At 33.2% G+C, this 23,436-nt stretch carries 34 protein-coding genes and 1 riboswitch; of the genes, 6 read left to right on the top strand and 28 right to left on the bottom strand.

All coding sequences use genetic code 11. The features are described from left to right. The 11 genes from LQ617_RS07575 to LQ617_RS07525 all read right to left on the bottom strand — a co-directional run. A partial coding sequence (locus LQ617_RS07575) for a hypothetical protein (protein ID WP_239740099.1) occupies window positions 1–368 on the bottom strand: 368 nt, incomplete at its 3' end. After that, a complete protein-coding gene (locus LQ617_RS07570) occupies window positions 361–552 on the bottom strand; it encodes a hypothetical protein (protein ID WP_239704751.1) in 192 nt (63 codons plus the stop codon). The genes LQ617_RS07570 and LQ617_RS07575, both read right to left, overlap by 8 nt. A 12-nt stretch (window positions 553–564) precedes the next feature. Then, complete coding sequence (locus tag LQ617_RS07565) at window positions 565–2,526, bottom strand: DNA polymerase (RefSeq protein ID WP_239740098.1); 1,962 nt, start codon at window positions 2,524–2,526, stop codon at window positions 565–567. Between the two features lie 51 nt (window positions 2,527–2,577). Next, the gene (locus LQ617_RS07560) at window positions 2,578–3,120 is read right to left on the bottom strand and encodes a DUF2815 family protein (protein ID WP_239704755.1); all 543 of its coding nucleotides are present in this window, start codon (window positions 3,118–3,120) and stop codon (window positions 2,578–2,580) included. Between the two features lie 26 nt (window positions 3,121–3,146). Further along, window positions 3,147–4,337, bottom strand: a complete 1,191-nt coding sequence (locus LQ617_RS07555; RefSeq protein ID WP_239704756.1) for a DUF2800 domain-containing protein — start codon at window positions 4,335–4,337, stop codon at window positions 3,147–3,149. Beyond that, window positions 4,334–4,696, bottom strand: a complete 363-nt coding sequence (locus tag LQ617_RS07550; protein WP_239740097.1) for a hypothetical protein — start codon at window positions 4,694–4,696, stop codon at window positions 4,334–4,336. The genes LQ617_RS07555 and LQ617_RS07550 overlap by 4 nt, the downstream gene beginning before the upstream one ends. Window position 4,697: 1 nt before the next feature. Then, on the bottom strand, window positions 4,698–4,931 hold the full coding sequence (locus LQ617_RS07545) for a hypothetical protein (protein WP_204254348.1): 234 nt from the start codon (window positions 4,929–4,931) through the stop codon (window positions 4,698–4,700). An 87-nt stretch (window positions 4,932–5,018) separates the two neighbouring features. Then, entirely contained in the window at window positions 5,019–5,252 is a 234-nt protein-coding gene (locus tag LQ617_RS07540) for a hypothetical protein (protein WP_196968069.1), read from the bottom strand. Next, a complete protein-coding gene (locus LQ617_RS07535) occupies window positions 5,253–5,432 on the bottom strand; it encodes a hypothetical protein (protein ID WP_239740096.1) in 180 nt (59 codons plus the stop codon). Window position 5,433: 1 nt separating this feature from the next. After that, window positions 5,434–5,649, bottom strand: a complete 216-nt coding sequence (locus tag LQ617_RS07530; RefSeq protein ID WP_239733768.1) for a hypothetical protein — start codon at window positions 5,647–5,649, stop codon at window positions 5,434–5,436. 60 nt (window positions 5,650–5,709) lie between these two features. Next, window positions 5,710–5,901 (bottom strand): helix-turn-helix transcriptional regulator, encoded by a 192-nt coding sequence (locus tag LQ617_RS07525; protein WP_049319306.1) that lies wholly within the window; start codon window positions 5,899–5,901, stop codon window positions 5,710–5,712. 161 nt (window positions 5,902–6,062) lie between these two features. On the opposite strand from LQ617_RS07525, the gene LQ617_RS07520 reads away from it, so the two are divergent. The 4 genes from LQ617_RS07520 to LQ617_RS07505 are packed head-to-tail and all read left to right on the top strand — an operon-like array spanning window position 6,063 to window position 8,665. Then, on the top strand, window positions 6,063–6,398 hold the full coding sequence (locus LQ617_RS07520; RefSeq protein WP_196968065.1) for a helix-turn-helix domain-containing protein: 336 nt from the start codon (window positions 6,063–6,065) through the stop codon (window positions 6,396–6,398). Window positions 6,399–6,414: 16 nt separating this feature from the next. Then, window positions 6,415–6,879, top strand: a complete 465-nt coding sequence (locus LQ617_RS07515) for an ImmA/IrrE family metallo-endopeptidase (RefSeq protein WP_239704765.1) — start codon at window positions 6,415–6,417, stop codon at window positions 6,877–6,879. A 16-nt stretch (window positions 6,880–6,895) separates the two neighbouring features. Continuing rightward, window positions 6,896–7,573 carry a DUF4352 domain-containing protein gene (locus tag LQ617_RS07510; protein WP_239704766.1) on the top strand — a complete coding sequence of 226 codons (678 nt, stop codon included), beginning with the start codon at window positions 6,896–6,898 and terminating at the stop codon, window positions 7,571–7,573. Window positions 7,574–7,621: 48 nt separating this feature from the next. Then, complete coding sequence (locus LQ617_RS07505) at window positions 7,622–8,665, top strand: site-specific integrase (protein WP_239704768.1); 1,044 nt, start codon at window positions 7,622–7,624, stop codon at window positions 8,663–8,665. A gap of 74 nt (window positions 8,666–8,739) precedes the next feature. On the opposite strand, the gene sufB is transcribed toward LQ617_RS07505, so the two are convergent. From sufB to sufC, 5 genes are read right to left on the bottom strand one after another with little or no spacing between them, the layout of a single operon-like run. After that, entirely contained in the window at window positions 8,740–10,137 is a 1,398-nt protein-coding gene (gene sufB / locus LQ617_RS07500; RefSeq protein ID WP_025904379.1) for a Fe-S cluster assembly protein SufB, read from the bottom strand. A 46-nt stretch (window positions 10,138–10,183) separates the two neighbouring features. Beyond that, entirely contained in the window at window positions 10,184–10,624 is a 441-nt protein-coding gene (gene sufU / locus LQ617_RS07495; RefSeq protein ID WP_025904378.1) for a Fe-S cluster assembly sulfur transfer protein SufU, read from the bottom strand. Continuing rightward, window positions 10,614–11,855, bottom strand: coding sequence for a cysteine desulfurase (locus LQ617_RS07490; protein WP_159315263.1), 1,242 nt, complete (start codon window positions 11,853–11,855; stop codon window positions 10,614–10,616). Before LQ617_RS07490 ends, sufU begins: the two co-directional genes overlap by 11 nt. 25 nt (window positions 11,856–11,880) lie before the next feature. Beyond that, window positions 11,881–13,197, bottom strand: a complete 1,317-nt coding sequence (gene sufD, locus LQ617_RS07485) for a Fe-S cluster assembly protein SufD (protein WP_037588816.1) — start codon at window positions 13,195–13,197, stop codon at window positions 11,881–11,883. A 35-nt stretch (window positions 13,198–13,232) separates the two neighbouring features. After that, entirely contained in the window at window positions 13,233–14,012 is a 780-nt protein-coding gene (sufC, locus tag LQ617_RS07480) for a Fe-S cluster assembly ATPase SufC (RefSeq protein WP_025904375.1), read from the bottom strand. A gap of 339 nt (window positions 14,013–14,351) precedes the next feature. Here sufC and LQ617_RS07475 point away from each other — a divergent pair, with 339 nt between their 5' ends. Further along, window positions 14,352–14,585 carry a hypothetical protein gene (locus LQ617_RS07475; protein WP_025904374.1) on the top strand — a complete coding sequence of 78 codons (234 nt, stop codon included), beginning with the start codon at window positions 14,352–14,354 and terminating at the stop codon, window positions 14,583–14,585. Window positions 14,586–14,708: 123 nt separating this feature from the next. Here the strand turns inward: LQ617_RS07475 and LQ617_RS07470 are convergent, their stop codons facing one another. The 9 genes from LQ617_RS07470 to LQ617_RS07430 all read right to left on the bottom strand — a co-directional run bounded on the left by LQ617_RS07470 (window position 14,709) and on the right by LQ617_RS07430 (window position 20,780). Continuing rightward, on the bottom strand, window positions 14,709–15,314 hold the full coding sequence (locus LQ617_RS07470) for a short chain dehydrogenase (RefSeq protein WP_037588815.1): 606 nt from the start codon (window positions 15,312–15,314) through the stop codon (window positions 14,709–14,711). Between the two features lie 124 nt (window positions 15,315–15,438). Beyond that, a complete protein-coding gene (locus LQ617_RS07465) occupies window positions 15,439–16,269 on the bottom strand; it encodes an N-acyl homoserine lactonase family protein (protein ID WP_239740095.1) in 831 nt (276 codons plus the stop codon). 161 nt (window positions 16,270–16,430) lie between these two features. After that, window positions 16,431–17,252 carry a MetQ/NlpA family ABC transporter substrate-binding protein gene (locus LQ617_RS07460; RefSeq protein ID WP_037588813.1) on the bottom strand — a complete coding sequence of 274 codons (822 nt, stop codon included), beginning with the start codon at window positions 17,250–17,252 and terminating at the stop codon, window positions 16,431–16,433. A gap of 12 nt (window positions 17,253–17,264) precedes the next feature. After that, window positions 17,265–17,960: a methionine ABC transporter permease gene (locus tag LQ617_RS07455; protein WP_025904371.1), complete on the bottom strand. Its 696-nt coding sequence runs from the start codon at window positions 17,958–17,960 to the stop codon at window positions 17,265–17,267. Next, a complete protein-coding gene (locus tag LQ617_RS07450) occupies window positions 17,953–18,978 on the bottom strand; it encodes a methionine ABC transporter ATP-binding protein (RefSeq protein ID WP_037588812.1) in 1,026 nt (341 codons plus the stop codon). Before LQ617_RS07450 ends, LQ617_RS07455 begins: the two co-directional genes overlap by 8 nt. A 76-nt stretch (window positions 18,979–19,054) precedes the next feature. After that, window positions 19,055–19,161: riboswitch (SAM riboswitch) on the bottom strand. A gap of 29 nt (window positions 19,162–19,190) precedes the next feature. Next, a complete protein-coding gene (locus tag LQ617_RS07445; protein WP_239740094.1) occupies window positions 19,191–19,514 on the bottom strand; it encodes a thioredoxin family protein in 324 nt (107 codons plus the stop codon). Beyond that, window positions 19,471–19,875 carry a toprim domain-containing protein gene (locus tag LQ617_RS07440; protein ID WP_025904368.1) on the bottom strand — a complete coding sequence of 135 codons (405 nt, stop codon included), beginning with the start codon at window positions 19,873–19,875 and terminating at the stop codon, window positions 19,471–19,473. The genes LQ617_RS07445 and LQ617_RS07440 overlap by 44 nt, the downstream gene beginning before the upstream one ends. 103 nt (window positions 19,876–19,978) lie before the next feature. Then, the gene (gcvH, locus tag LQ617_RS07435; RefSeq protein WP_025904367.1) at window positions 19,979–20,359 is read right to left on the bottom strand and encodes a glycine cleavage system protein GcvH; all 381 of its coding nucleotides are present in this window, start codon (window positions 20,357–20,359) and stop codon (window positions 19,979–19,981) included. 67 nt (window positions 20,360–20,426) lie between these two features. After that, the gene (locus LQ617_RS07430) at window positions 20,427–20,780 is read right to left on the bottom strand and encodes an arsenate reductase family protein (RefSeq protein WP_025904366.1); all 354 of its coding nucleotides are present in this window, start codon (window positions 20,778–20,780) and stop codon (window positions 20,427–20,429) included. A 141-nt stretch (window positions 20,781–20,921) separates the two neighbouring features. Between LQ617_RS07430 and LQ617_RS07425 the strand changes: the two genes are divergently transcribed. Next, window positions 20,922–21,242, top strand: a complete 321-nt coding sequence (locus LQ617_RS07425) for a thioredoxin family protein (RefSeq protein ID WP_037588811.1) — start codon at window positions 20,922–20,924, stop codon at window positions 21,240–21,242. A 51-nt stretch (window positions 21,243–21,293) separates the two neighbouring features. Here LQ617_RS07425 and LQ617_RS07420 read toward each other — a convergent pair whose 3' ends face one another. The 3 genes from LQ617_RS07420 to LQ617_RS07410 all read right to left on the bottom strand — a co-directional run bounded on the left by LQ617_RS07420 (window position 21,294) and on the right by LQ617_RS07410 (window position 23,225). Beyond that, window positions 21,294–21,833: a nitroreductase family protein gene (locus LQ617_RS07420; protein WP_126476604.1), complete on the bottom strand. Its 540-nt coding sequence runs from the start codon at window positions 21,831–21,833 to the stop codon at window positions 21,294–21,296. A gap of 128 nt (window positions 21,834–21,961) precedes the next feature. After that, the gene (gene aroD, locus LQ617_RS07415) at window positions 21,962–22,699 is read right to left on the bottom strand and encodes a type I 3-dehydroquinate dehydratase (RefSeq protein WP_037588809.1); all 738 of its coding nucleotides are present in this window, start codon (window positions 22,697–22,699) and stop codon (window positions 21,962–21,964) included. 112 nt (window positions 22,700–22,811) lie between these two features. Next, the gene (locus LQ617_RS07410) at window positions 22,812–23,225 is read right to left on the bottom strand and encodes a universal stress protein (protein ID WP_239740093.1); all 414 of its coding nucleotides are present in this window, start codon (window positions 23,223–23,225) and stop codon (window positions 22,812–22,814) included. Window positions 23,226–23,436 lie beyond the last annotated feature (211 nt).

Raw genomic sequence — 23,436 nt, 5'->3', positions numbered from 1 at the left:
TCTCTTTTAGCTTTTCGTTTTTTCCTAGTTTCTTCTTTTTTCATTTCTTCAAATTCATATTCTTCAATCATTTGTTTAGTACATATTTCATTTGCTGGTACCCTTATCGCCAGTCCTCTTGGTACACCATTTGAAATACGTTTATTTACTTTATCTTTAGTAAGTTTGTTCAATTTCATAAGTGCTAATTCTTTATCTGAATACAATACTTTTTTTCTAACAGGTGTATTAATTGCTTGTTCAACTGTCCAACCTTTATTTAATCTTTGATAAAACACACTGGAATTTACTCCATTCGCTTTTGCTAACGCTAAATCTTCTTTTGTATGTTTTGATTTCCTCTCAATTTTTGGTGCGTATTTAACCATTTCTCTTTCCCTCCACAATATTTATAGGTTCAACTTCTTCTAGTTTTATATTTCGAGTGTCTAAAAATTCATAAGGATAATCTTTTTCAAGTTTCCCTACTTCGTTAACTGCGCTATCCCAGTCATGAGCGTCGACTTCAACCGTTGCTATCGCTGTATACTTAGCTTTAACTTGTATCTTCATGTGATTACTCCTTTAATCTTTCATGTAGAATTCACTTACAAATCCATCGCTATCTAGTGACAAGCCTTCTGCCCATTTAACAGGTTGGCTCATAATATCCTCAATATCACTTAATGCTCTACTGCCCTTTGGCACTTCTACGATTATCTCGTCATGTACATGTGCCACCACTTCATAGCCTGCTTTCTCTAGTCGTACCAGTGATACAGCTAATAAATCTCGAGCAGTTGCTTGTACAATATTCTCGACTAACTTACCGCCATATGTGTCAATGTCCGTCCATTTACGTGTAATGCTGTCTTGACCTTTAAAGACAATCACGTCTGAACCCCATCTGTTCTGACGTAGTTTAGGTTTTAAGTAACTGAGTGATCTACCACTTGGCAACTCAATCATTAACGCACCCTTGAACATGTAGAACTTAAGTCCATGAGTATGATTAACTTGTCTTGTTTTAACGGTATGAACTGCCGCTTCTTGTACTGCGTACCAGAATCTCACAATGTTCGGATTAGCGTTACGCCATGAATCGACAAGTCCTTGTAACTCTGACTCGTCAATGCCCATATCCAAAGCGCCCATTGCCTTTAATGCACCTGCGCCACCTTGATAACCAAGCGCAAGTTCAGACACCTTACCTTTTTGTCTTAATGGACTACCTTTACCGATTGACTCAATAGGTACGTTAAACATTTGGCTTGCTGAAGCTTCGTAAATCTTGCCATGTGTTTCAAACACTTGGAGTCTCCACTTCTCGCCTGCGTACCATGCAATGACTCTCGCCTCAATCGCACTGAAGTCACTCACTGCAAACTCATAACCTTCCTTAGCAGTAAATGTCGTACGAACTAACTGACTTAATAGGTCTTGGTAAGAGTCATCAAGTAGCATATCTAACCATTCATACTCCTGTTTCTTGATTGCCATTCTTGCGATGTCTAGTTCATCATCTGAGATGTGGTGCTTCGTTAAGTTCTGTAACTGAACACCTCGACCTGCCCATCTGCCGGTACCTGCACCGTAGAACTGAAAAACACCTCTTACACGGTTGTCCTTACACATCATTTCATGCATTTTTGTATATTTCTTAACACTTGTTTTACTCATTTGAAGTCTTAACTCAAGCATTTTTTTAGCTTTACCTGTTGCTACTTTCAGCCATTCAGTAACCGTCTTTTTCTGTAAATCAGGTATGTCTAATCCTTCAACATTCAACCATTTCAGTAATTGAGTTGGACTGTTTGGATTATCTAATCCTGTTAACTTAATCGCTTCATTCATTAGTTGTTCTTTACTGATACGGTCTAACTCGACTGCACCTGTCATAAGGGCTTCATCAAGATGAACACCTCTGTCATTTATGTGTTGATCAATTGACCATAATTTCTGTTCGAACTTTGTTACTGGAAATGCACTAATTTTTTCAGCAATTAACTGTTCGACTTCAACATCTCGAATACAGTACTCGATAAACTGTTGCCATTTTTCGGGTGCATGTTCTGGTAAGTTTCTTGTACGTCCACCATTTGCTTTGGTTGGTCTACATGGCTTTGAGAAATAGTTGATAAGTGCTTTACCTGTTTTATCTTTTTGGATATCAAGTTTTAAAGCCTCTCCACATTTATCAAGTGATGCCGGTAATCCGATTCGTGTAGCATTGACCATGGTACAATTCCATTCTTCTGGTGGCATGTCTTGTTCAAAGTGTCTTGCTAAACACACGCGTTCGAAGTTTGCGTTAAATGCATATTTTTTTACATCCTTATCAAATAAAGCTATCTTGAATGTTTCGTAAGCAGCGTGCCATAAGTGTTCTTTCACTTCATACATATCAAGACAAGTTACAGGTTCATTGTCGATTGAGAAAGCTATCATTAAGATTTCGAAATCATCTGCTTCGGCGTATTTATAAGCGCCTGTCTTTGTTATATCTGCACTGCTGTATGTCTCTATATCGACGTTTAATGTTCTCATTTCTCCACCTACTTATAATTAAAGAGAGATGCAATGCACCTCTCTATTTACTTAGATTAAGTCGTCTTCATCCATATCTAATTCGTCGAAGTCTTCTTCAGCAGTTGCCGCACCACTTAATGGTTCTCCGTCTGCCCATTTCTGTACGTTGTTCAGTCCTGCTGCGATACCTTTATTACCTGATACGGCAAATGGGTAAAAGTTGATTGACACTCTTACATAGCACCCACTGTACACTGTTGTTGAATCTGTTAATTTAATCTTGTTTTGGTCAATAACACCTGGTGCTTGTTTACTTGAAGCATTTAAGAAGTATGAGTTTTGATATGCTGGGTCGTCTGGTCGTTCCTCATCTCCATCACGTAATGGCGTTTTTAATTTAGGAGGTACTTTACCGCCGAACTTCTCAGCCTTACCTTGTTCTTTCGCTGCTTCGATTGCGTTCTCAATTTTCTCGATTGTTTTTGTATCTGATTTAGGAATGATGATACTCATTGAATACTTCTTCTCTTGTCCTTCTTCCATTGCATGTGGCTCAAAAATGTGTACGAATGATGCTCTAACTTTACCTGTGATTACTTTAGTGTTTGTCATAATAAATTACCGTCCTTTGATTTGTTTTAGTTTTTAATTTCATCGAATTCATCTTGTGCTGACTCTGCACCAAGTGCAGGTCTTTTATCTGATTCAGGAACAAGTGTTGCCTTACCTTCTGGTTTAACGATTAAGTGGCTGAGCAACTCTTGAACCGTCTTTTTACCTAATCTCTTTTCAAGATTTGAAATACTTAGTACTTTAGTTTCAGTGATGTCCGACTTGTCATAGTCGTATTCTTGCAATGTCTCAATAACTTTTTCGTTATCGATGTACTTCCGACTAGAACGACCTGCTACTAACTTCCACCCCTCGAATTGACGTCCGTTATTTGTTGCTTGATCTAAACAATATGCTTCAATGTCATCTGCCCACTTCTTGATATCCGATACTTTATAAAGTAAATCGGCTAATTCATCAGTTGTGAGTAAGTAAGGCTCATCCATTGCTTTAACAGTGTTTAAGTTCTGTTCTGCTCTAGCACGACACGAATGCTTAATCTTGCAAAATCGACAATGCTCTCCTGGTTTAAAATCTCCCTCACCTTTATAAGCCATTAGTGCTTTAGGTTTTACTTCTTTCTCTGCCCACTCAATCAGTTCTTCAGTTGAGAGTGTTTCAGTTGAGTAGTTGTCCTTTCTTGGTTGAATAATAGACATCCTAATCTCGTTGATATCCTCTACTAAGTTGAAAAGTTCATAAGCGCCAAGTGCATATAACCTAAGTTGAGGGTTATCAATAGCTGATACTTCTACACCTTTACCGAACTTCAAATCAATGATTTCAAGTACACCGCCTGAGTAGATGATGACGTCTCCTGTTCCGAACGACTCAGGTACATAAGTTGATAAGTCGAGTCGTGTTTCAAATAACAGACTCACATCTTCTTTGCTATCTACTCTCGCGAATGCTTCGTTGATTCGTTCTTCAACGAGATCAACATATTCTTTTACATACTCGTGAAGTTCTTCATTGTAGAATTCATTTTCTTTACGTTTTTTAAATTCAGTATTGAACTGTCGTTTAGTTAAACCTTCATACATATGACTGAAATACAATTCACTTAATTCATGTGCGAATGTTCCTTCTTCAGCAAATACGCTTGTCTTGTCTGCAATACTTTCACTTGCTTTAATACTAGGTGGGCAATTCATCCACTGCTTTGCAGCACTTGCACTTAACTTGGCATGCGCTCTATCTGAATGATTTACACTCATGACAATCTATCCATGAAGAACTCAATTACTTCTTCATATTGATTTGGTTTCAAGTCGGATACTTTGCCTGCACCTAATTCTGTTAATTTATCTTTTAAAGCTTTTTTGTCCGAAGCATCGCCTTTTTGTAAGAACTCTTTCGCATGACGTTTCACATCATCAATCGTGAATTTCGATTTTTCCTGTGTTTCTTCTACTTCAACTTGTTCTTCTTTTATTTCACTTGTTTGTGGTTGACCACTTATTGACTTAGGTCTGGCATTAACAGTTGGTACGGTTGCCAATTCTGTATTTGTTGTTTCTAAGTTCTTATTTAATCTTTTAAGTTCTGATAAAATTTCTTCTGCAATACCTGGCATGTTATTCATCCTCCTTTTGAATACCTGAAATATCATATAAAACGTCCATCATTTCTCTATCTTTTAAATCATCTGATGTATATACTTGCATATCATGAATTTCAGTTTTTAGTGTTCCACTGTCCTCTTCGATATACATTTCTAAAGCACCATCTTTTAATTTAAAAACAACTTTGTCCTTACTTATATCGAACCCTTCAGATTCGAGTGCTTGAATCGCTTCTTTTATGCGCATTTTGACGTCCTCCTAAATTCGTTATATAATGCTTGTGTTAATATTTTTAATTGCTCGAACTCTTACTGTCTGCAAACGGTAGGAGTTTTATTTGTCTAATGACTTTCTATTGATGAGCTTTTGAACTATAGTTCTATAGCGTCTTCTAATCTCAGAATTTATAGCCTCTGATAAAAATTTATTTGAATCAAATTCATCAGGTCGGTATAACAGTAAATCTCCAAATGTTTTTGATTCTCTAAGTGCTTTATCAAATTGAAATTCTACTTCTTCAATTACTGCATCTCTTAATTCTTTTGAAATTATTTCTATTTTCAACATTTACTCTTCCTCCACTTCTTTCAAATTTTCATCCCACATCGCAAACGCTACTCCTGTAACTGCCCACATTAGTAATGAGTGTTCTATTGGCGTTACTGAAAAGCTTGAAATAATAAAGAACTCAATCACCACTAACAAAGTTAATACTGGATATTTAATGAAGTGCCAAGTTGTTGTCATTTCACTGCCTCCTTAAATTCAATGCTTTCTCAACTTCTTCTTTTGGTAAATGTGGATACTTTTCGTAAAATAATTCTTTTGGTATTTTTCCATTTACAACGTAATAACCTTGTTCTTTTAATTCTTGATTCATTTCTCGAATTCTCTTATAAGCAGTTGGTATGGATGAACCTAGTATTCTTGCTATGTCATTAGCTGTGTAAAATAATTCGTTCACTTAGATCACTCCTTTAAATACCTCAAAAGTTATATAAAGTTATAACAAGTGTAAAAAAAATTAAACTTTAATTTGGTCAATTTCAATTTCATACAATTTAGCTAATGCATAAAGTGCCAAATTACTAAGTTCAGTTTCTTCTTTTTCCCACCTTATAACTGTTTTAGGATTGACTCCTAGTCTGTCTGCTACTTCTGCTTGTGTCATTTTTCTTATTTGACGCCAATTTTTCACTGGTAACTGCTCAATCATTTTTTATCACCTCGCTTGCATTTATAACTTTATATTACTTACTAACACATGTCAACGCAAAAGTTATATTTTTTCGCAAAAAGTTATATAAAGTATTGTAAAGTAATGTGTAATGTGGTAAGTTAATATTACGTTAAGTAATATTAAAGGAGATAAAAGCCATGAATGAAAATAATGCAAGAAAAATTTTGTCTAGAAACTTACAACGTTTAATGAATCAACATAATATCGACCAAAAAGAACTTGCTGAAGCTATTGGTGTTAGTCAACCTACTGTTTCTAATTGGATTCAACAAACTAAATATCCAAGAATAAAGAAAATACAACAGTTAGCAGACTATTTTAATGTTCCTAAATCTACGTTAATTGAAGATAAAGACAACTATGACACTCCAAAAACTACTGCCTTCCATTTAGACGGAAAAGATTTAACTAAAGAAGAATTAGAAGATGTACAAAAATATATTGATTTTATAAGAGAAAAACGTAATAAGTAAACAAAGGGGTTATTATATGGGTAAATTAGAAGAAATTTTATTAGAATATGATGATAAACTTATTATAGAAGAAGGCGACCTAGAACACGGATTAAATGGAGTTTATCAAGATGGTTTGATTATTATTAATAGAAATATCAGTATACCCAAAAAACTCGAAACATTTGCTGAAGAATTAGCGCATCATAAAATCACATACGGTGACATTACAGATCAAGAAATTTTAATGAATAAGAAGTACGAAATTAAAGCACGTAGATATGGTTATGAATTAATAATCTCTTTAGACGGAATTATTTCTGCTTATCTGCATGGTGTACATAATCTTTATGAAATGGCAAAATTTTTTGAAGTTACTGAGGAATATATTGAAATGACATTAAAGCATTATAAAACTAAGTACGGTATATCCACCTATCACAAGGGTTATGTCATTAAATTTGACCCTTTGCAGGTGTTTAAACATATAGAATTTAATTAAGAAAGGAAGTTAGTTTATGGGGAGTTTTATTTTTGGATTATTGTGGTTTTTAATTACAATCGCTTTTTTAACAATGTTTATCATTACAGTTGTTAGAATTGCAAAGAAAGGAAAAATACTTATACCATTAATAAGTTCAATAATCTTGTTTATTGTAGGGTTAATATGTTTTATAGGCATATTTATGTCAATACCAGAAAATGATGATTACAGCGTCAATGAAAACAAAGCAACAGAGAATACTGAAAAATCTTCATCTGAAAATAATGATAGCCAAGACGATGACGTAAATGGGAAGAAATCTTTAAAAATAGGAGATCAGTTAACTGTCGGTAAAGTTGATGTAACAGTTGAAAAAGCAGAGTTTGTAGAACCTGAAGATGAATATTCTACACCAGACAATGGCAAAATTTTAAAAGTATATTACAAATTTAAAAATAATGCTGAAGACCAAATTTTAGTATCAGATACGGATTTCTTATTAAGTATTGATGGAGAAACGCAACAAGAATTTTATTTAATGGATGACATGAAAGCAGGATTTGATGATCAATTAAATAAAGGAAATACAGCAAGTGGATACGTTTATTATGATGTTCCAGACTCAGACGAATATAAAGTTGAAATGGACTTCATGCCATTCTATAACACATATAAAGCTGAATGGGTAATAAACAAATCGGATATTCAATAACCAACTAACCTCACACTACGTGAGGTTTTCTTATAAGGAGGAATAACTATGGCAATATATAAACATAATAAACATTATTATTTCAGTGTTCGCTACAAAGATGTATACGGTAATAATAAAAGAAAAGTAAAACGTGGTTTCAAAACAAAACGTGAAGCTAAACAAGCAGAAGCTGCATTTATTACAGAAATAGAAAGTGGTTATAGTGATTCAAATACGTTTGATTATATATTTAACCACTACCTCGAACACACTGATTTAAGAGAACGTACACGTACCAGAAAAATAGCTGAGTACAATAAACACATTAAAGATAAGTTTGCACATATTAAAATGAATCAAATTAAACAGAATCAATGCCAAGAATTTAGAACTTACTTAATGAAAGCTGTGAATAGTCCTAATACTGCTAGAACAATTTGGTCAGGTTTTAAAGTGGTAATTAATCACGCAAAAAAGCATTTCGGTTTACGTATTGATCCAACTATTTCAATTACACCTATACCTAGAGCAAAGCCTAAACCTAAATTTATGTTAAGAGAAGAATTCGATGATAAAGTAGAACTTATTAAAGAAGATGACTATAGAGAATTGTTAAAACTTATGTATTATACAGGTATGAGAGTCGGAGAAGCAATGGCATTGAAATGGGTAGACTATAACAAATATAAAAAAGAGATAACCATTAATAAAACAATGGATACTGCTAACAGAAAAATATATAATCGAGCGAAAACAGAATCGTCTGAAGATATCATACCATTACCCGATTTTATAAATGAAATGTTAATTCAAAGATACACAATAGAGTCTGAAAAATACAAGCATTTTACAGAACAATATTTTATATTTGGAGGTATAGAACCAAAACATTATAAACATTTACAGTTGAAGTATAAAGAAATATTTCCTCAATATGACATTCATACATTAAGACATTCTTACGCATCTTTTCTTGCAAATAATGGCGTAGATATTTTTGTTTTAAAATCTTTGATGAGGCACGCTCAAATCACTGAAACTATGCAGACTTACAGTCATCTATATACACAAAAAAAGCACGATGCAATACGCGTATTTGATGACATTTAAAAAGTAAATGGTATCAAATTGGTATCAAACGTGCTTTTTCCTAAATAAGAATCTCATAAGGACGGGCTTTAAGCCTATCCAATTGAACCTTCCATTTCGAATTTGATTAGACGGTTCATTTCTACTGCGTATTCCATTGGTAATTCTTTTGTAAATGGTTCGATGAAGCCCATTACGATCATTTCAGTTGCTTCTTCTTCTGAAATACCACGGCTCATTAGGTAGAATAATTGTTCTTCAGATACTTTAGAAACTTTCGCTTCGTGTTCTAATGAAATGTTATCGTTCATGATTTCATTGTAAGGAATTGTATCTGATGTAGATTCGTTATCCATAATTAATGTGTCACATTCAATGTTTGAACGTGCACCAGTTGCTTTACGTCCGAAGTGTACTTGACCACGGTAAACAACTTTACCACCATTTTTAGAAATTGATTTAGAAACAATTGTTGATGACGTATTTGGTGCTTTATGAATCATTTTTGCACCAGCGTCTTGAACTTGTCCTTTACCTGCAAGGGCGATAGATAAAGTCATACCTCTAGCGCCTTCTTCAAGTAAGAAACAAGATGGGTATTTCATTGTTAATTTAGATCCTAAGTTACCATCAATCCATTCCATCGTACCATTTTCATATACGAAAGTACGTTTTGTAACTAAGTTATAAACATTGTTAGCCCAGTTTTGGATTGTTGTATAACGGCAGTATGCATCTTTCTTAACGATAATTTCAACTACAGCTGAGTGTAATGAATTAGTCGTATAAACAGGTGCTGTACAACCTTCTACATAGTGTACTGAAGAACCTTCATCAGCAATAATTAATGTTCTTTCAAATTGACCCATGTTTTCAGAGTTAATTCTGAAGTAAGCTTGAAGTGGTGTTTCTAATTTTACGCCTTTTGGTACGTAAATGAATGATCCACCAGACCAAACTGCTGAGTTTAATGCTGAGAATTTATTATCTGCAGCTGGAATAACACTTGCGAAATATTCTTTGAATAATTCTTCATTTTCACGTAATGCTGAATCAGTATCTTTGAAGATAATACCTTGTTCTTCTAAGTCTTGTTCCATGTTGTGGTAAACAACTTCTGATTCATATTGTGCAGATACACCTGCAAGATATTTTTGTTCTGCTTCAGGAATACCTAATTTATCGAAAGTATTTTTGATTTCTTCTGGTACTTCATCCCATGAACGCTCAGAACGTTCTGATGGTTTAACGTAGTACGTGATTTCATCAAAGTTTAACTCTGTTAAATCGCCACCCCACATTGGCATTGGCATTTTGTAAAATTGTTTTAATGATTTCAAACGAAAATCAAGCATCCATTGTGGTTCGTCTTTCATTTCAGATATTTTTTTAACGATTTCTTCTGTTAAACCTCTACCTGAACGGAAAATAGAAACGTCTTCATCATGGAAGCCATATTTATAATCTCCAACTTCTGGTGATTTTTTAGCCATTTTCTTCACTCCTCTTTTATAATAGCGTTCGCCCATTTTTCAAAAGTTACGCGTTATTTTGCTCTTTTGTTCCTTTTTCAAATGCTTTCCATGCTAAAGTAGCGCATTTGATTCTTGCTGGGAATTTAGATACACCTGATAGTGCTTCTATATCGCCCATTTCTTCTGTAATATCGTAGGATTCACCAAGCATCATGTTTGAGAATTCTTGACTCATTTCTAATGCTTCTTCGATTGTATGACCTTTAACCGCTTCAGTCATCATAGATGCGCTAGACATTGAAATAGAGCAACCTTCACCTTCAAACTTAGCATCTTTAATAACATTATCTTCTACATCTAATGTTAAGCGGATGCGATCTCCACATGTAGGATTGTTCATATCTATTGTTAGAGAGCCATCTTCAAGAACGCCTTTATTACGAGGATTCTTATAGTGGTCCATAATGACAGAACGGTATAGTTGATCTAAATTGTTAAAATTCATAAGAGAAAAACTCCTTCGCGCCATTTAGTGCCTGAATGAGTTGGTCAACATCTTCAGTAGTATTATAAATATAGAAACTTGCTCTTGCTGTTGATGATTGGTTTAACCATTTCATTAATGGTTGTGCACAATGGTGACCTGCTCTTACAGCTACGCCTTCAGAATCTAATGCTGTTGCTAAGTCATGTGGGTGAACACCTTCTACATTAAATGTAATTAATCCAGCTCTTTTATCAGGAGTAGGTCCATATATTTCAAGTCCATCAATTTTAGACATTTCATTGTAAGCATAATTCACAAGATCATACTCATGTTGATGAATGTTATCTAAACCGATAGCATCAATATATTTAATCGCTTCAGCTAAAGCAATTGCTTCAGCAATAAGCGGTGTACCAGCTTCGAATTTCGTTGGTAAGTCTGTCCATGTTGCATCTTCTAATCCAACAAAATCAATCATATCTCCACCAAATTCGATTGGTTCCATCTTATCTAATAAATCACGTTTACCATATAAGACACCTATGCCAGTAGGGCCTAACATTTTATGACCACTAAAGCTAAAGAAGTCTACATCTAAATCTTGAACATCCACTTTCATATGTGGTGCTGACTGTGCACCATCTACTGCAATAACAGCATTATGACGATGTGCGACTTCTGCAATATATTTAACATCATTGATTGTACCTAATACGTTAGACACATGAGCGACTGCGACAATTTTAGTTTGATCATTGATCGTACTTTCAATTGCCTCTCTTTCAAGTTCGCCACTTTCTGACATTGGAATAAATTTAAGTTTAGCACCTGTTCTTTTAGCAAGCTGTTGCCATGGCACAATATTCGCATGATGTTCCATTTGTGTGACAACAATTTCATCACCTTCAGAAACATTTGCATCACCGTAACTATGCGCCACTAAGTTGATTGCTGTTGTAGTTCCTCTTGTGAACACAACTTCTTCAAAATATTGTGCATTTATAAATCTTCTAACAGTTTCTCGTGCTTTTTCGTAAGCATCCGTAGCAAGTGTACCTAGTGTATGCACACCTCGGTGAACATTAGAGTTATAACGGTTGTAGTAATCTACAATGCTATCAGTGACTTGAGTAGGTGTTTGACTTGTGGCTGATGAATCTAAATACACGAGTCTACTACCGTTAACTTGTTGTTCTAATATCGGGAAATCTTTTATAATTTTTTCTACATTAAATGTTGATTCGGCCACATTATCAGACCTTTCTGTGCCTTTTTTATATTTGTGTTGTTACTTTTAATTCAATAACTTCACGTAATTGACGTTTAACGTCTTCTATTGGCAATGCAGATACAACTGGATCAAGGAAACCGTGAATAACTAAACGTTCTGCTTCTTCACGAGAAATACCTCTACTCATTAAGTAATAAAGTTGAGTTGGATCTACTCTACCTACTGACGCAGCGTGTCCTGCTGTTACATCATCTTCATCAATTAATAAGATTGGGTTTGCATCTCCACGTGCTTTTTCAGATAACATAAGAACTCGAGATTCTTGTTGAGCATCTGCTTTCGTACCACCATGTTTGATATAACCAATACCATTAAAGATTGAAGAAGAACTATCTTTCATAACACCATGTTTCAATATGTGACCATTAGATTCTTTACCATATTGAATGATTTGTGTTGTGAAGTTTTGTTTTTGTTCTCCACGACCAACTACTACTGTTTTTAAGTTACAGTTTGAACGGTCACCCATTAAATAAGTCGTGTTGTCGTTAATTGTACTACCGTCATTCATTAAACCTAAAGCCCAATCGATTGTCGCATCAGCTGCTGCTGTACCACGACGGATAATGTGACCAGTAAAGCCTTTATCCATGAAATCAACTGTACCGTAAGTAATGTTTGAGTTTGCACCAGCAATTACTTCAGAAACGATGTTTAATTGACCTTCGTTTGAAGATACTGTAGATAAATAGTTTTCAACGTAAGTTAATTCTGCACTTTCTTCAGTTACGATAATCGCATGGTTGAAGAAACTTGCATCGCTATCATCATGTAATACAACGTATTGAACAGGGTCTTCTACAACAACGTTTTTAGGTACGTATACAAATACACCACCGTTAACTAATGCTGCGTGTAAAGCTGTTAATCTATGTTCATCAACTTTAACTGCGTCTGTCATGAAGTATTTTTGTACTAAATCACTATTTTCAATTAAAGCTGTTTTTAAATCTTTAATTACAACGCCTTGTTCGACTAATTTTTCATCTACTTTAGTAAAAGCAGGTGTATTATTATGTTGAACAATTAAGTTTGTAGCATTTTCAGTATCGATAATTTTACGAACTGATTCTGGTAAATTGTCGATAGTATCAAATGTTTCACTTGTAACAGCATGTGTTTTGAATGAATCAAAATCCCATCTGTCAATTTTTGTTTTGTCTGGTTTAGGCATTTCTAATGTATCTAATTTTTGAAAACTTTCTTTTCTTAAATCAGTCATCCATTGTGGTTCATTTTGAGATGCTGAATAATTAACTAAGTCTTCAACGTTAATATTTAACTTTGTTTCAGTTGCCATTTATACTCCTCCTACTTGACTATCATGATCATATATTATTCAGCGTTAATTGTTTCGTCTTTAATGTTAAGTTCTTCTTTAATCCACTCGTAACCTTCTGCTTCAAGACGTTTTGCTAATTCTTCGCCACCTGATTTAACAACTCTACCTTGCATCATAACGTGTACAAAGTCAGGTGTAATATAGTTTAATAATCTTTGATAGTGAGTAATAATTAAACAACCAAAGTCTTCTCCACGCATTTTGTTAATACCTTTTGATACAACTTTTAATGCGTCGATATCTAAACCTGAGTCAATTTCATCTAAAATTGCAAATTTAGGTTCTAACATCATTAATTGAAGAATTTCGTTACGTTTCTTCTCACCGCCAGAGAAACCTTCGTTTAGGTATCTTTGAGCCATATCTTGGTCCATTTCTAATAGATCCATTTGTTTATCTAATTTCTTAATGAATTGCATTAAGTTAATTTCGTCGCCTTCTTCACGTTTAGCGTTAATTGCAGAACGTAAGAAATCAGCATTTGTTACACCAGAAATTTCTGATGGGTATTGCATAGCTAGGAATAAACCAGCTTGCGCACGCTCGTCAACTTCCATTTCTAATACATTTTCACCATCAAGAAGTACTTCACCTTGTGTTACTTCATAACTAGGATGGCCCATGATTGCAGATGATAAAGTTGATTTACCAGTACCGTTAGGTCCCATGATTGCGTGGATTTCACCTTGTTTAATAGTTAAATCTACACCTTTAAGAATTTTCTTACCTTCGATTTCTACGTGTAAATCTTTGATTTCTAATATTGATGCCATATTATTTTTCCCTCCAGAGAATTTATTCACATTTAAAAAAGATAACCCTACATTATCTTTTCTAGTTTATAATAATTTTAATGTAACGTCAAAGTTTGCTGTGAATCTTTACCCTTAATATTATAACGTAGTTACACGGGCAAATAAACATTTTCGCTTTATTTATATAGAAGAAACTGCTCATATAAACTATTTTTCTGAAATGTTTTTCAAATGATAATCATTTCAATTAATTCTCAATTTATAAATATTCTATTTCAACGTCTTCCGAATGCCTTTCTATCCAATATATACTATAATGATGATAAATAAATATGCAGTTTATGAAAGGAAAATTACATGAAACGCTATGAACAATTTGCATTCGTTATAAGTGCAATATGTGCATTTATACTTTTATTAAATTTAGTCAATGTTATTAATTTGAGTAGTCTTTTAAACACATTATTAACAGCTGCTACAATTGTTACAATCGCTACATTCAACGTTAGAAATTACAGATTTGTCGGTATCATTTTATATGCCATCGCCGTATTTATGCTCATCATTTATTTCTTTAACGGATATATTTAAGTATTGATTATCGCACGATATCTCTCAGTCTTCGTGCACCTTGACCACATTTTCATCTCTACTAAAACAAAAAGCAGTCGACTCTCCGTTTACAAAGGGAGATCGACTGCTTTTTATTAAATATTATTCATAAACTCGGTATGTTTGACCGGAATGAATACCTTCTACACTTTTCAAGTATGCTTTAGCGGCTTTTTTAGCTGGGACTGCTTGATAACCTTTAAAGAAATCACCATAATCTTCGAGTGCTTCTTCAATTACATTTGGACTTACATTATTAATTCTTAAATCGCGTTTTAATTCATATGCAGCTGATTTCACAAATGCTTGAATACCACCACCAGCCATAGCTGATGATACGCCACCTTTAATTGGTTCGTCCATAATCACACCAGTTGTTAAAGTGAAACTTCCGCCATCATTAATATAATGTTGTCCGATTAGTACTAAGTTGATTTGTCCAAGTAATTTACTCGTAACAGCAACTTCATTTGATTCAGGTGTTAAGTCAGATAAATCATCAAAATTCGCTGCACCTGCAGTAGAAACAACTGCATCTACATTTTGAATTTGTTCAAACATTAATTTAATATCTTCTACATTCGACATATCCATTTGATAGTCACCTGAGTTACGTCCAACTTTCACAACTTCATGTCCGTTTGACGAAAGTTCTTCTGCCACTGCTGAACCAATAGTACCATTAGCACCAACTAATATAATCTTCATAATTTACCACCTTTTCATTTAATTAAATAAATTTTAACTATAAATGAAAGCACACACAAACATAATGCCCAAAGATGAGTAATAATACAAAAAAACATCTAACCTTATGGCTAGATGTAATGTCTTATAAAATTATAGTTTGTGGTTCAGTATTATCATCATGATTGGCTATTGCTTTTATACAGTTTTTATCTTCTGAAATATACTTAACCCAATTTAAAGATTCTTGAGCATCTTTTCTATTTACTAAAACTCCGGGTAAAATATTTCTTTCCCATGATCTATTTGCATATCCAACATCAGATGCTAAAAGTACAAATTTATCTTGTCCCTCTTTTTTCACCAACGTTGCACATAACCCTTTACTATGTCCAGGACACCATACCATTTGTAATGTGCCATCTCCGAATAAATCAAATGAATATCCTTTAGGACCTATATTTGTGTAACTCAATTTAAAAGTAGATAAATCTACATCTTTCCATTCATGAGGAAGGTAATGCATTTTATCCGATTTAATCGCTTCATATTCAGGTTCACTCAGCAATATTTTTTTAGCATTTTTTACATGTCTTAAACCATCCGCATGATCGCAATGCATGTGACTCATGAGCACATAATCGATATCCTCAATTTCATAACCTAAGTTTCTTAATTGTTCATGAACAGCTTGACCTTCTGGAAGAGAAGCTTTATTTACAGGATACTGAAATAAAAGATTTTTCTTTTGATTAACTCTATTGTCAGTATGCCAACCTGTATCAATTAAAACTAATCCTTTAGGATGTTCAATTAAATAAACAGATACTGGTATAGAAATTTGGTGCCTTTTATTCCTAAATAAACCAGTCCAAGCAATTGGATTTCTACTAGAAGTACTAAAAGGTAAAGCTTCATCTACAATAACAGTTCCAGTGTGTAGAACATGAATTTTTATATCATTTACCAATTTCATCACCTCACGTTTTTATATATCAAATATATCACATTATATTATTAAAGTTAGGTTTACAGCTAATACCATGTAATTACTATAAGTAATTTTTCTCAAAGACTTTTTCTTCTCATAAATACAAAAAAACATCTAACCATATGGCTAGATGTTTTTTAAATTTCTTACTTAGCTGCGATTACAGCTCCGTCGTATTTCTTGTTGATGAAGTCTTTAATTTCTTTAGATTGTAAGACTTTCATTAAAGCTTTAATTTGTTTGTCATCTTTATGACCTTTTTGAACTGCAATTAGGTTTGCGTATGGTGAATCTTTTCCTTCTACTGCAATTGAATCTTTAAGTGGATTTAAGCCTTGTTCGATTGCAAAGTTAGAGTTGATTATTGTAGCGTCTCCTTCATCTGCTTGATAAGATTTAGGTAAAAATTCTGCTGATTGTTTATTGTTGAATTTAATATTTTTCTTGTTTTCTACGATGTCATCAAATGTTGCGTCAACTGGTTTAACACCGTCTTTGATTTTGATTAATCCTTCTTTAACGAAGAATGAGATGAATCTACCTTCTTCTGCTGGATTGTTTGATACATAAACTGTTGCATTTTTAGGTAAGTCAGATAATTTTTTATATTTCTTAGAGTAAACTGCCATTGGCTCTAAATGTACGTTACCTGCTGATTCAATTTTATATCCTTTTTCTTTTGATTCAGTTTTTAAGTATGGTGTATGTTGGAAGAAGTTTGCATCAAGTTCACCTTTGTCTAATAATTTGTTAGGTGTTGTGTAATCATTGATTGTCTTGATTTCTAAGTCATAACCTTCTTTTTTAAGAAGTGGTTTAGCTTCTTCTAAAATTTCAGCATGAGGTGCTGGTGATGCACCAATTTTAATTGTTTCGTTCTTTTCTTTCTTGTCGCCACTACCGCCACCACAAGCTACTAGCACGACTGTTAAAATCGAAATAAATAATAACCCAAATACTTTTTTCATTAAAAACACTCCTTAACGTTTATCAATTCTTTTTACAATTAAATCTCCAATAAATTGGATAACAAAAACAATAATTAAAATAAAGATTGTTGAAATTAAAATGACGTCATTTTGATTTCGTGTAAATCCAGTTAGGTAAGCTAAGTTACCTAAACCACCTGCACCAATTACACCGGCTATAGCAGTTGATCCAACTAAAGCAATAGCTGTAACTGTGATTCCCGATACTAAAGCAGGTAATGATTCTTTTATTAATACTTTTCGAACGACTGTCCAAGTAGTAGCACCCATTGAAACTGCCGCTTCAATAACACCTTTATCAATTTCTTTCATGCCGATTTCAACAAGTCGTGCATAAAATGGTGATGCACCAATAATCAATGCTGGTAAAGCGCCTTTAGGTCCACTAATTGTACCTAGTAAGATGTCCGTAAAAGGTAGTAATAATAATATTAAAATGATAAATGGAATAGCTCTAAATAGGTTCACGACAAATGAAACGATTGAGTAGAACACACGTGAACTTTTAGATGTTCCTCTTGATGTTAAAAATAGTAAAGTTCCTAAGATTAATCCAAATACTAAAGTAAATACTGTAGAAATAATCGTCATATATAACGTTTCATACAATGCTTCCCATACAGCATCCCATCGTACGTTAGGCATCGTGACCATTTCTGTAATGATATCTCCAAATGATTTATTCACCTACGTTCACCTCTACTTTCACGCCTAGATTATTCAATTCTTGCTTAATTGCTTCTTTAGAATAATCTCCTTGAGGTAAATGAACAATCATATGTCCAAATGTACCGTTTTGAGTTAATTTAACGTCACCTTCGATAACGTTAATATCGATATTATAAGTTTTTATAATTTTCGCTAATACTGGATCAGAACTTGTTCCACCAACGAAGTTTAACTTCCAAATTTCACCATTTGGTTGTTCTTTCTTAAAGTCTTGTAAAGTTCTTTGTAAATCATCTGCTTTAAGATCATCTTTAACAAATCGTTGTGTAACATATGTTTGAGGGTTATTAAATACGTTAATAACTTCACCCTCTTCAACAAACTTACCGTTCTCCATGACTGCTACATGATCACAAATTTTTCTAATGACATGCATTTCATGTGTAATCAGTATGATTGTTAAATCCAGTTCTTTATTAATATCTACTAATAAATCTAATATTTCATCAGTAGTTTGCGGATCGAGTGCACTTGTTGCTTCGTCACATAATAAGACATGCGGGTCATTAGCTAGTGCACGGGCAATACCTACTCTTTGTTTTTGCCCTCCTGATAGTTGTGAAGGATAGGCATTTTCGCGTCCTTCTAAACCAACTCTTTTAATGAGTGCTTTTGTTCTCTCATTAATTTCACTTTTAGATACACCAGCGATTTCTAATGGAAATGCGATGTTATCTTTAACTGTTCTAGACCAAAGTAAGTTGAAATGTTGGAAAATCATGCTTACTTTTTGTCTTTTTAATCTAAGGTCTTGTTTCGATAATTGTCCAATGTTTGCACCGTCAACAATTACCTCTCCCTCAGTAGGTGTTTCTAGGCCGTTAAACATACGTATAAGTGTACTTTTACCTGCACCAGAAAATCCAATTACACCATATATACTTCCTTTATCTATTTTTAAGTCAACATGGTCAACAGCTGTTATGTCACCTTTTTTTGTTTTGAAAGTTTTAACAACTTTATTTAACTCGATCAAATCTGTTGCCTCCTAATCTCTAAATTAAAAACGCCTCACTCTTAAAATAAGAGAAAGGCGTCAAAAATTTGTCTTTCTCTCATCTCCAAAAGTTAACACTTTTTGTGAATTGGCACCATTTCATATTTATATGACGGTTGCCGGGCTTCAAAGGGCACATCCCTCCACCACTCTTGATAAGAGTTATTACGTATTTAATTAAATTCATACTATCATGATAAGTTTTTATCGTCAATAACTTTTTGAATATTCTCTAATATATACGGAACAGACTGAAAGGCATAGATTCGACGGATAACTTGATCTTTATGCATGATAAAAAGTACGGGTACTGACATGATTTCAAATTCTTTACAGAATTTTGGATAAAAATTTAAGTCACACTTATTAATAGGTAATTGTGATACTTCGTTTGCAATATCTAACATGCGTTCTGATATTTTGCACGTTCCACATGTTGGCGTATATCCAAATAATAAATGGATATCTTTATCAAAATGCTTGTATATATCGTTCAATATTTCTGTGTGTTTCATGGTAACGATACTTCCCTTTCAATACAAAATCATTCTTAACTATAAATCCATGATAGTTTAACACATTCGCTAAATATTGTCTTGGACAGCGCGCTACTTCAGAAAATGTAGAATCAATATAAATATGCTGACTTTCACTCGCATATTTCTTAAACCATTTTCTAATTTTCTTACCTTCTTTATCTTGATCTACTAAGACATATACTTGAGAACCGTATATCTCTTCTAGTAGCTCATCCATTTTTTCAACACCCATCGTTCCATGGGTACAAATGATATGAACATGATCATTTAATACTTCTTCCACTCGTTTTTTATCAGAAATACCTTCTACGATTATAATCTTTTTAATCATCGCCATGAATATCACCTTCTACAAATGAGATAGTATTACTGTTCAGTTTCATGATAAATATTTCAAAAAAACTCCATGACACATCAGTATCGTGGAGTTTAATGTTATGTTATTCACCTATCATTTCGCTATAAGCGTCTGCATCTAATAATTCATCTAATTGAGCTTTATCAGATAGTTCAACTTTGACCATCCAAGCTTTATCATATGATGATTCATTAACAAACTCAGGGCTGTCTTCTAGTTCTTCGTTTACTTCAACGACTTTACCAGATAGTGGTGCATATAGTTCAGAAACTGTTTTAACAGATTCTACACTACCGAATGAATCTCCACTAGTTAATTCGTCACCTTCTTCTGGCAACTCAACAAACACGATGTCCCCTAATTCTGATTGAGCAAAATCAGTAATACCGATTGTTACGATATCTCCATCTACTTTTACCCATTCATGTTCTTTTGAATATTTTAACTCACTAGGCACTGTCAAAGTAATCCCCTCCTATATGTAATTCAATTATAATCATGACATAAAGCCATTATTCAAGCAACTATTTTTATAACCAAGTTTGACGATATTCGTCTTCTTTAAATCCAAGTGTCACTTTATTTCCTAAAACAGCTAAAGGTCTTTTAATTAACATGCCATCAGATGCTAATAAATCAAACTTTTCGTTGTCTGATAAATCATCCATTTTATCTTTTAATCCCAATTCGCGATATTTAGCGCCTCGAGTATTAAATAATTGATTAACATTGATGTCTGTCCCATCAATGATATCTTTTAATTCTTTAGCTGTTGGTGTTAATTGAGTAATATCAATCGGTTCAAAACTGGCACCGTTCATTTCTAAGAACTTTGCTGCTTTTTTACAAGTTGTACAATTAGGATATTGATAAAATTTTATCATGTCTTTACCTCCATATGTCTATTTAATTTTATTATAACAATATTAGTACAGAACATGTAGTAATGAGTTAAATATTTTTTTAAATATTAGAAATAAGATATACTTACCTTATAATCATTATTTCTAAGGAGCAGAATAAATATGAGAACAATAAGTCAATATGCTGAATTTGAAGAAATTACACAAAGCGATGAACCAGTTGTCGTTAAATTCTTCGCTGATTGGTGTCCAGATTGCACAAGAATGAATCAATGGATCGATCCAATCATCGATGAATACAATCAATACAATTGGTATCAAATCAATCGTGACCAAGTTCCTGAAGCAGCAACTGAAAATGATGTAATGGGTATCCCAAGTTTATTAGTATTTAAAAACAACGAAAAACTTGCACACTTACATTCAGCAAACGCAAAAACACCAGAAGATGTTAAAGCGTTCTTAGCTGAGAACTTAAAATAATCATATTAAAACCCACAATTGAGTATAAGAACTCAGTTGTGGGTTTCGTTATTACCACTCAGTGATTAATGATTTATTTTTTCTTTCGGCCGCTTTTACACTTGAATCTTTTTCAGTTAAATATAAAAATCCACATACATCTTCATCATCCTGAGCACCGACTGTTTTTCTAAATGATGGATTAAATATAAATGCAGGTGTTTTCCAACATGAACCCATTCCCTCATCATGCATCAATAACATTAAATTCTGTACAAATGCGCCGATTGCCATTTGATTTTCAAGATTTTCTTTTTGTCTTGAGTCTCTTTTTGACAAGATGACAAACATGCCACCAACTTTGGTCACTTTATTGATATATTTTTCTTGTTTAGCTGGATCGTTAACAAATGCTGATTGTGCTACTTCTTCTGCAAATTCAGGAATTTGTTTTTTATTGATATACACAAGTCTCCAAGGTTCTCTCATACCATGGTTTGGTGCGTATGTTGCTAAATCAACTAAAGAAAATACTTTTTCTTCGTCTATATACATATCATAATCATATTTTTTGACGCTTCTTCTTTCTTCAATCGCTTTCTTTAATTCCATTATTTACACTCCTAATTCATTGATAATTATTATCAATTGTATCATAAAATAAAGAAGCGAGATAGAAATCTAAAATTATCCTAAAGATTTCTACACTCGCTTCATCATTATTATGCTTAATAATGTGATTAATTTTGATATAAAGCTAACTGCTCTTTAATATCTTTTACATGAATTTGACCTGGTGCCGCTTCTTTACCTACGAAACCATAAGTAAATTTAGATCCAAACATACCACCAGTTATTCTTGTCATCTTACCTAGTTCACCCATAGATATACCAATTACATCAATATCCAACTTATGAAAAGCTCTATTCATAGCATTTAACATCGATAATAAATGACGTTCGTTCTGAGGCATCACAGCTAGTTTACCAATATCTGCACCTAACTCTGCCATTTTCTCATATGTGACAAACATTTCTTCAACGTCAGGTGTCGATTTAAAGTCATGATGTGAAATAATAATTTTAACATCATTATGCTGAGCTTTCGTAATGCAATTCATAAGATTATCTTCGTACGTATCGAGTTGAATATCGACGTATTCAGCTTTTTTGTTACATATAATATCTTGCATGATTTTGTAATATGTTTCATGATCAAAGTCACCATGACCACCTTGTCCTACTGAACGATAAGTGAACAGAATTGGCGCATCATGATATGCACTTTTAAATTTCTCTAATGTTTCATTAATGTTTTCAATTGAAGTATTTTTTAAAGTATCTGCTCTAAATTCAACAATATCTATTGAATCCTTATGAGCATTGAGTTCTTGCACTGTTTTTTCAATATCATCTTGAGTTTCTAATGAAATCGTTGCAACGATATACGGAAACGCTTTCTTTTGTCCATCAGTCATAGTCATTCCTCCAATATGCTTCTATTTTCATTTTACATGAGTCGAGGACTTTTTTCTATGAAACGATGCATGATGATTCAAGAAATCTATTACTTAAATCAATGTGTGCTTACTATTTCACAATTAATACAGGAATTTTAGCTCTTTTAGCGACTTTATGGCTGACACTTCCTAATACCATTTTATCTGTGTCTTCTGCTTTTCTATTACTCAACACAACGATATCAAAATCACCACTATTTGCTCTATGCACTAATTCTGTCTTCGGATTTCCTTTCGCAAATTCAATTTTATATTGAATGTTTTGTTCATGGAAATAATCTAAGACATGTTTCATAGCTTCTTGGCGTTTTTTTTGAATTTCATCTAAATGAACGCCCATTCTTACTGAAGCTTGAAGGTCTTTATCAGCGACAACATTAAGTAGTGTAACCTCAGACCCTTCTCCTACGAGGTGATTAATTTGTTCTAAAACCTTTTGATTTTTCATTTCTGTATCAATGCCAAACAAAATATTTTTATACATATTTATCACTCCTTTATTACTATATTACCCCCTTTTGCATAAAATTTACAAACATTCATATTCTACAAAATCATTAAATATTAAAGTACTATAAATTTTTTATAAATTTAATAATAAGCCTAGATTTATTTCCCAGTTTACTATAAACTAAAAATAATTAATAAATAACACAATTGTTTATCAATAGTTGAAAACTTATACACAAGAATTT

Origin of the sequence: Mammaliicoccus sp. P-M59 (assembly GCF_022386135.1) — a bacterium.
GTDB classification, from domain to species: domain Bacteria; phylum Bacillota; class Bacilli; order Staphylococcales; family Staphylococcaceae; genus Mammaliicoccus; species Mammaliicoccus sciuri_A.
The sequence above is the reverse complement of the archived record's forward strand: the minus strand, read 5'-3'. Positions and strand labels throughout refer to the sequence as shown.

What these genes read in the sequence shown, in the direction of transcription:
- LQ617_RS07525 (WP_049319306.1), bottom strand. Translation starts at nt 5,901, where the DNA reads ATGATTGAGCAGTTACCAGTGAAAAATTGGCGTCAAATAAGAAAAATG.
- LQ617_RS07440 (WP_025904368.1), bottom strand. Translation starts at nt 19,875, where the DNA reads ATGGCGATGATTAAAAAGATTATAATCGTAGAAGGTATTTCTGATAAA.
- sufC (WP_025904375.1), bottom strand. Translation starts at nt 14,012, where the DNA reads ATGGCATCAATATTAGAAATCAAAGATTTACACGTAGAAATCGAAGGT.
- LQ617_RS07460 (WP_037588813.1), bottom strand. Translation starts at nt 17,252, where the DNA reads ATGAAAAAAGTATTTGGGTTATTATTTATTTCGATTTTAACAGTCGTG.
- LQ617_RS07430 (WP_025904366.1), bottom strand. Translation starts at nt 20,780, where the DNA reads ATGATAAAATTTTATCAATATCCTAATTGTACAACTTGTAAAAAAGCA.
- LQ617_RS07470 (WP_037588815.1), bottom strand. Translation starts at nt 15,314, where the DNA reads ATGAAGATTATATTAGTTGGTGCTAATGGTACTATTGGTTCAGCAGTG.
- aroD (WP_037588809.1), bottom strand. Translation starts at nt 22,699, where the DNA reads ATGACTGATGGACAAAAGAAAGCGTTTCCGTATATCGTTGCAACGATT.
- LQ617_RS07475 (WP_025904374.1), top strand. Translation starts at nt 14,352, where the DNA reads ATGAAACGCTATGAACAATTTGCATTCGTTATAAGTGCAATATGTGCA.
- LQ617_RS07570 (WP_239704751.1), bottom strand. Translation starts at nt 552, where the DNA reads ATGAAGATACAAGTTAAAGCTAAGTATACAGCGATAGCAACGGTTGAA.
- LQ617_RS07565 (WP_239740098.1), bottom strand. Translation starts at nt 2,526, where the DNA reads ATGAGAACATTAAACGTCGATATAGAGACATACAGCAGTGCAGATATA.
- sufB (WP_025904379.1), bottom strand. Translation starts at nt 10,137, where the DNA reads ATGGCTAAAAAATCACCAGAAGTTGGAGATTATAAATATGGCTTCCAT.
- LQ617_RS07425 (WP_037588811.1), top strand. Translation starts at nt 20,922, where the DNA reads ATGAGAACAATAAGTCAATATGCTGAATTTGAAGAAATTACACAAAGC.
- LQ617_RS07535 (WP_239740096.1), bottom strand. Translation starts at nt 5,432, where the DNA reads ATGACAACAACTTGGCACTTCATTAAATATCCAGTATTAACTTTGTTA.
- LQ617_RS07545 (WP_204254348.1), bottom strand. Translation starts at nt 4,931, where the DNA reads ATGCGCATAAAAGAAGCGATTCAAGCACTCGAATCTGAAGGGTTCGAT.
- sufU (WP_025904378.1), bottom strand. Translation starts at nt 10,624, where the DNA reads ATGAATTTTAACAATTTAGATCAACTATACCGTTCTGTCATTATGGAC.
- LQ617_RS07410 (WP_239740093.1), bottom strand. Translation starts at nt 23,225, where the DNA reads ATGTATAAAAATATTTTGTTTGGCATTGATACAGAAATGAAAAATCAA.
- LQ617_RS07505 (WP_239704768.1), top strand. Translation starts at nt 7,622, where the DNA reads ATGGCAATATATAAACATAATAAACATTATTATTTCAGTGTTCGCTAC.
- LQ617_RS07445 (WP_239740094.1), bottom strand. Translation starts at nt 19,514, where the DNA reads ATGAAACACACAGAAATATTGAACGATATATACAAGCATTTTGATAAA.
- LQ617_RS07465 (WP_239740095.1), bottom strand. Translation starts at nt 16,269, where the DNA reads ATGAAATTGGTAAATGATATAAAAATTCATGTTCTACACACTGGAACT.
- LQ617_RS07515 (WP_239704765.1), top strand. Translation starts at nt 6,415, where the DNA reads ATGGGTAAATTAGAAGAAATTTTATTAGAATATGATGATAAACTTATT.
- LQ617_RS07555 (WP_239704756.1), bottom strand. Translation starts at nt 4,337, where the DNA reads ATGAGTGTAAATCATTCAGATAGAGCGCATGCCAAGTTAAGTGCAAGT.
- sufD (WP_037588816.1), bottom strand. Translation starts at nt 13,197, where the DNA reads ATGGCAACTGAAACAAAGTTAAATATTAACGTTGAAGACTTAGTTAAT.
- LQ617_RS07550 (WP_239740097.1), bottom strand. Translation starts at nt 4,696, where the DNA reads ATGCCAGGTATTGCAGAAGAAATTTTATCAGAACTTAAAAGATTAAAT.
- LQ617_RS07510 (WP_239704766.1), top strand. Translation starts at nt 6,896, where the DNA reads ATGGGGAGTTTTATTTTTGGATTATTGTGGTTTTTAATTACAATCGCT.
- LQ617_RS07540 (WP_196968069.1), bottom strand. Translation starts at nt 5,252, where the DNA reads ATGTTGAAAATAGAAATAATTTCAAAAGAATTAAGAGATGCAGTAATT.
- LQ617_RS07420 (WP_126476604.1), bottom strand. Translation starts at nt 21,833, where the DNA reads ATGGAATTAAAGAAAGCGATTGAAGAAAGAAGAAGCGTCAAAAAATAT.
- LQ617_RS07560 (WP_239704755.1), bottom strand. Translation starts at nt 3,120, where the DNA reads ATGACAAACACTAAAGTAATCACAGGTAAAGTTAGAGCATCATTCGTA.
- LQ617_RS07520 (WP_196968065.1), top strand. Translation starts at nt 6,063, where the DNA reads ATGAATGAAAATAATGCAAGAAAAATTTTGTCTAGAAACTTACAACGT.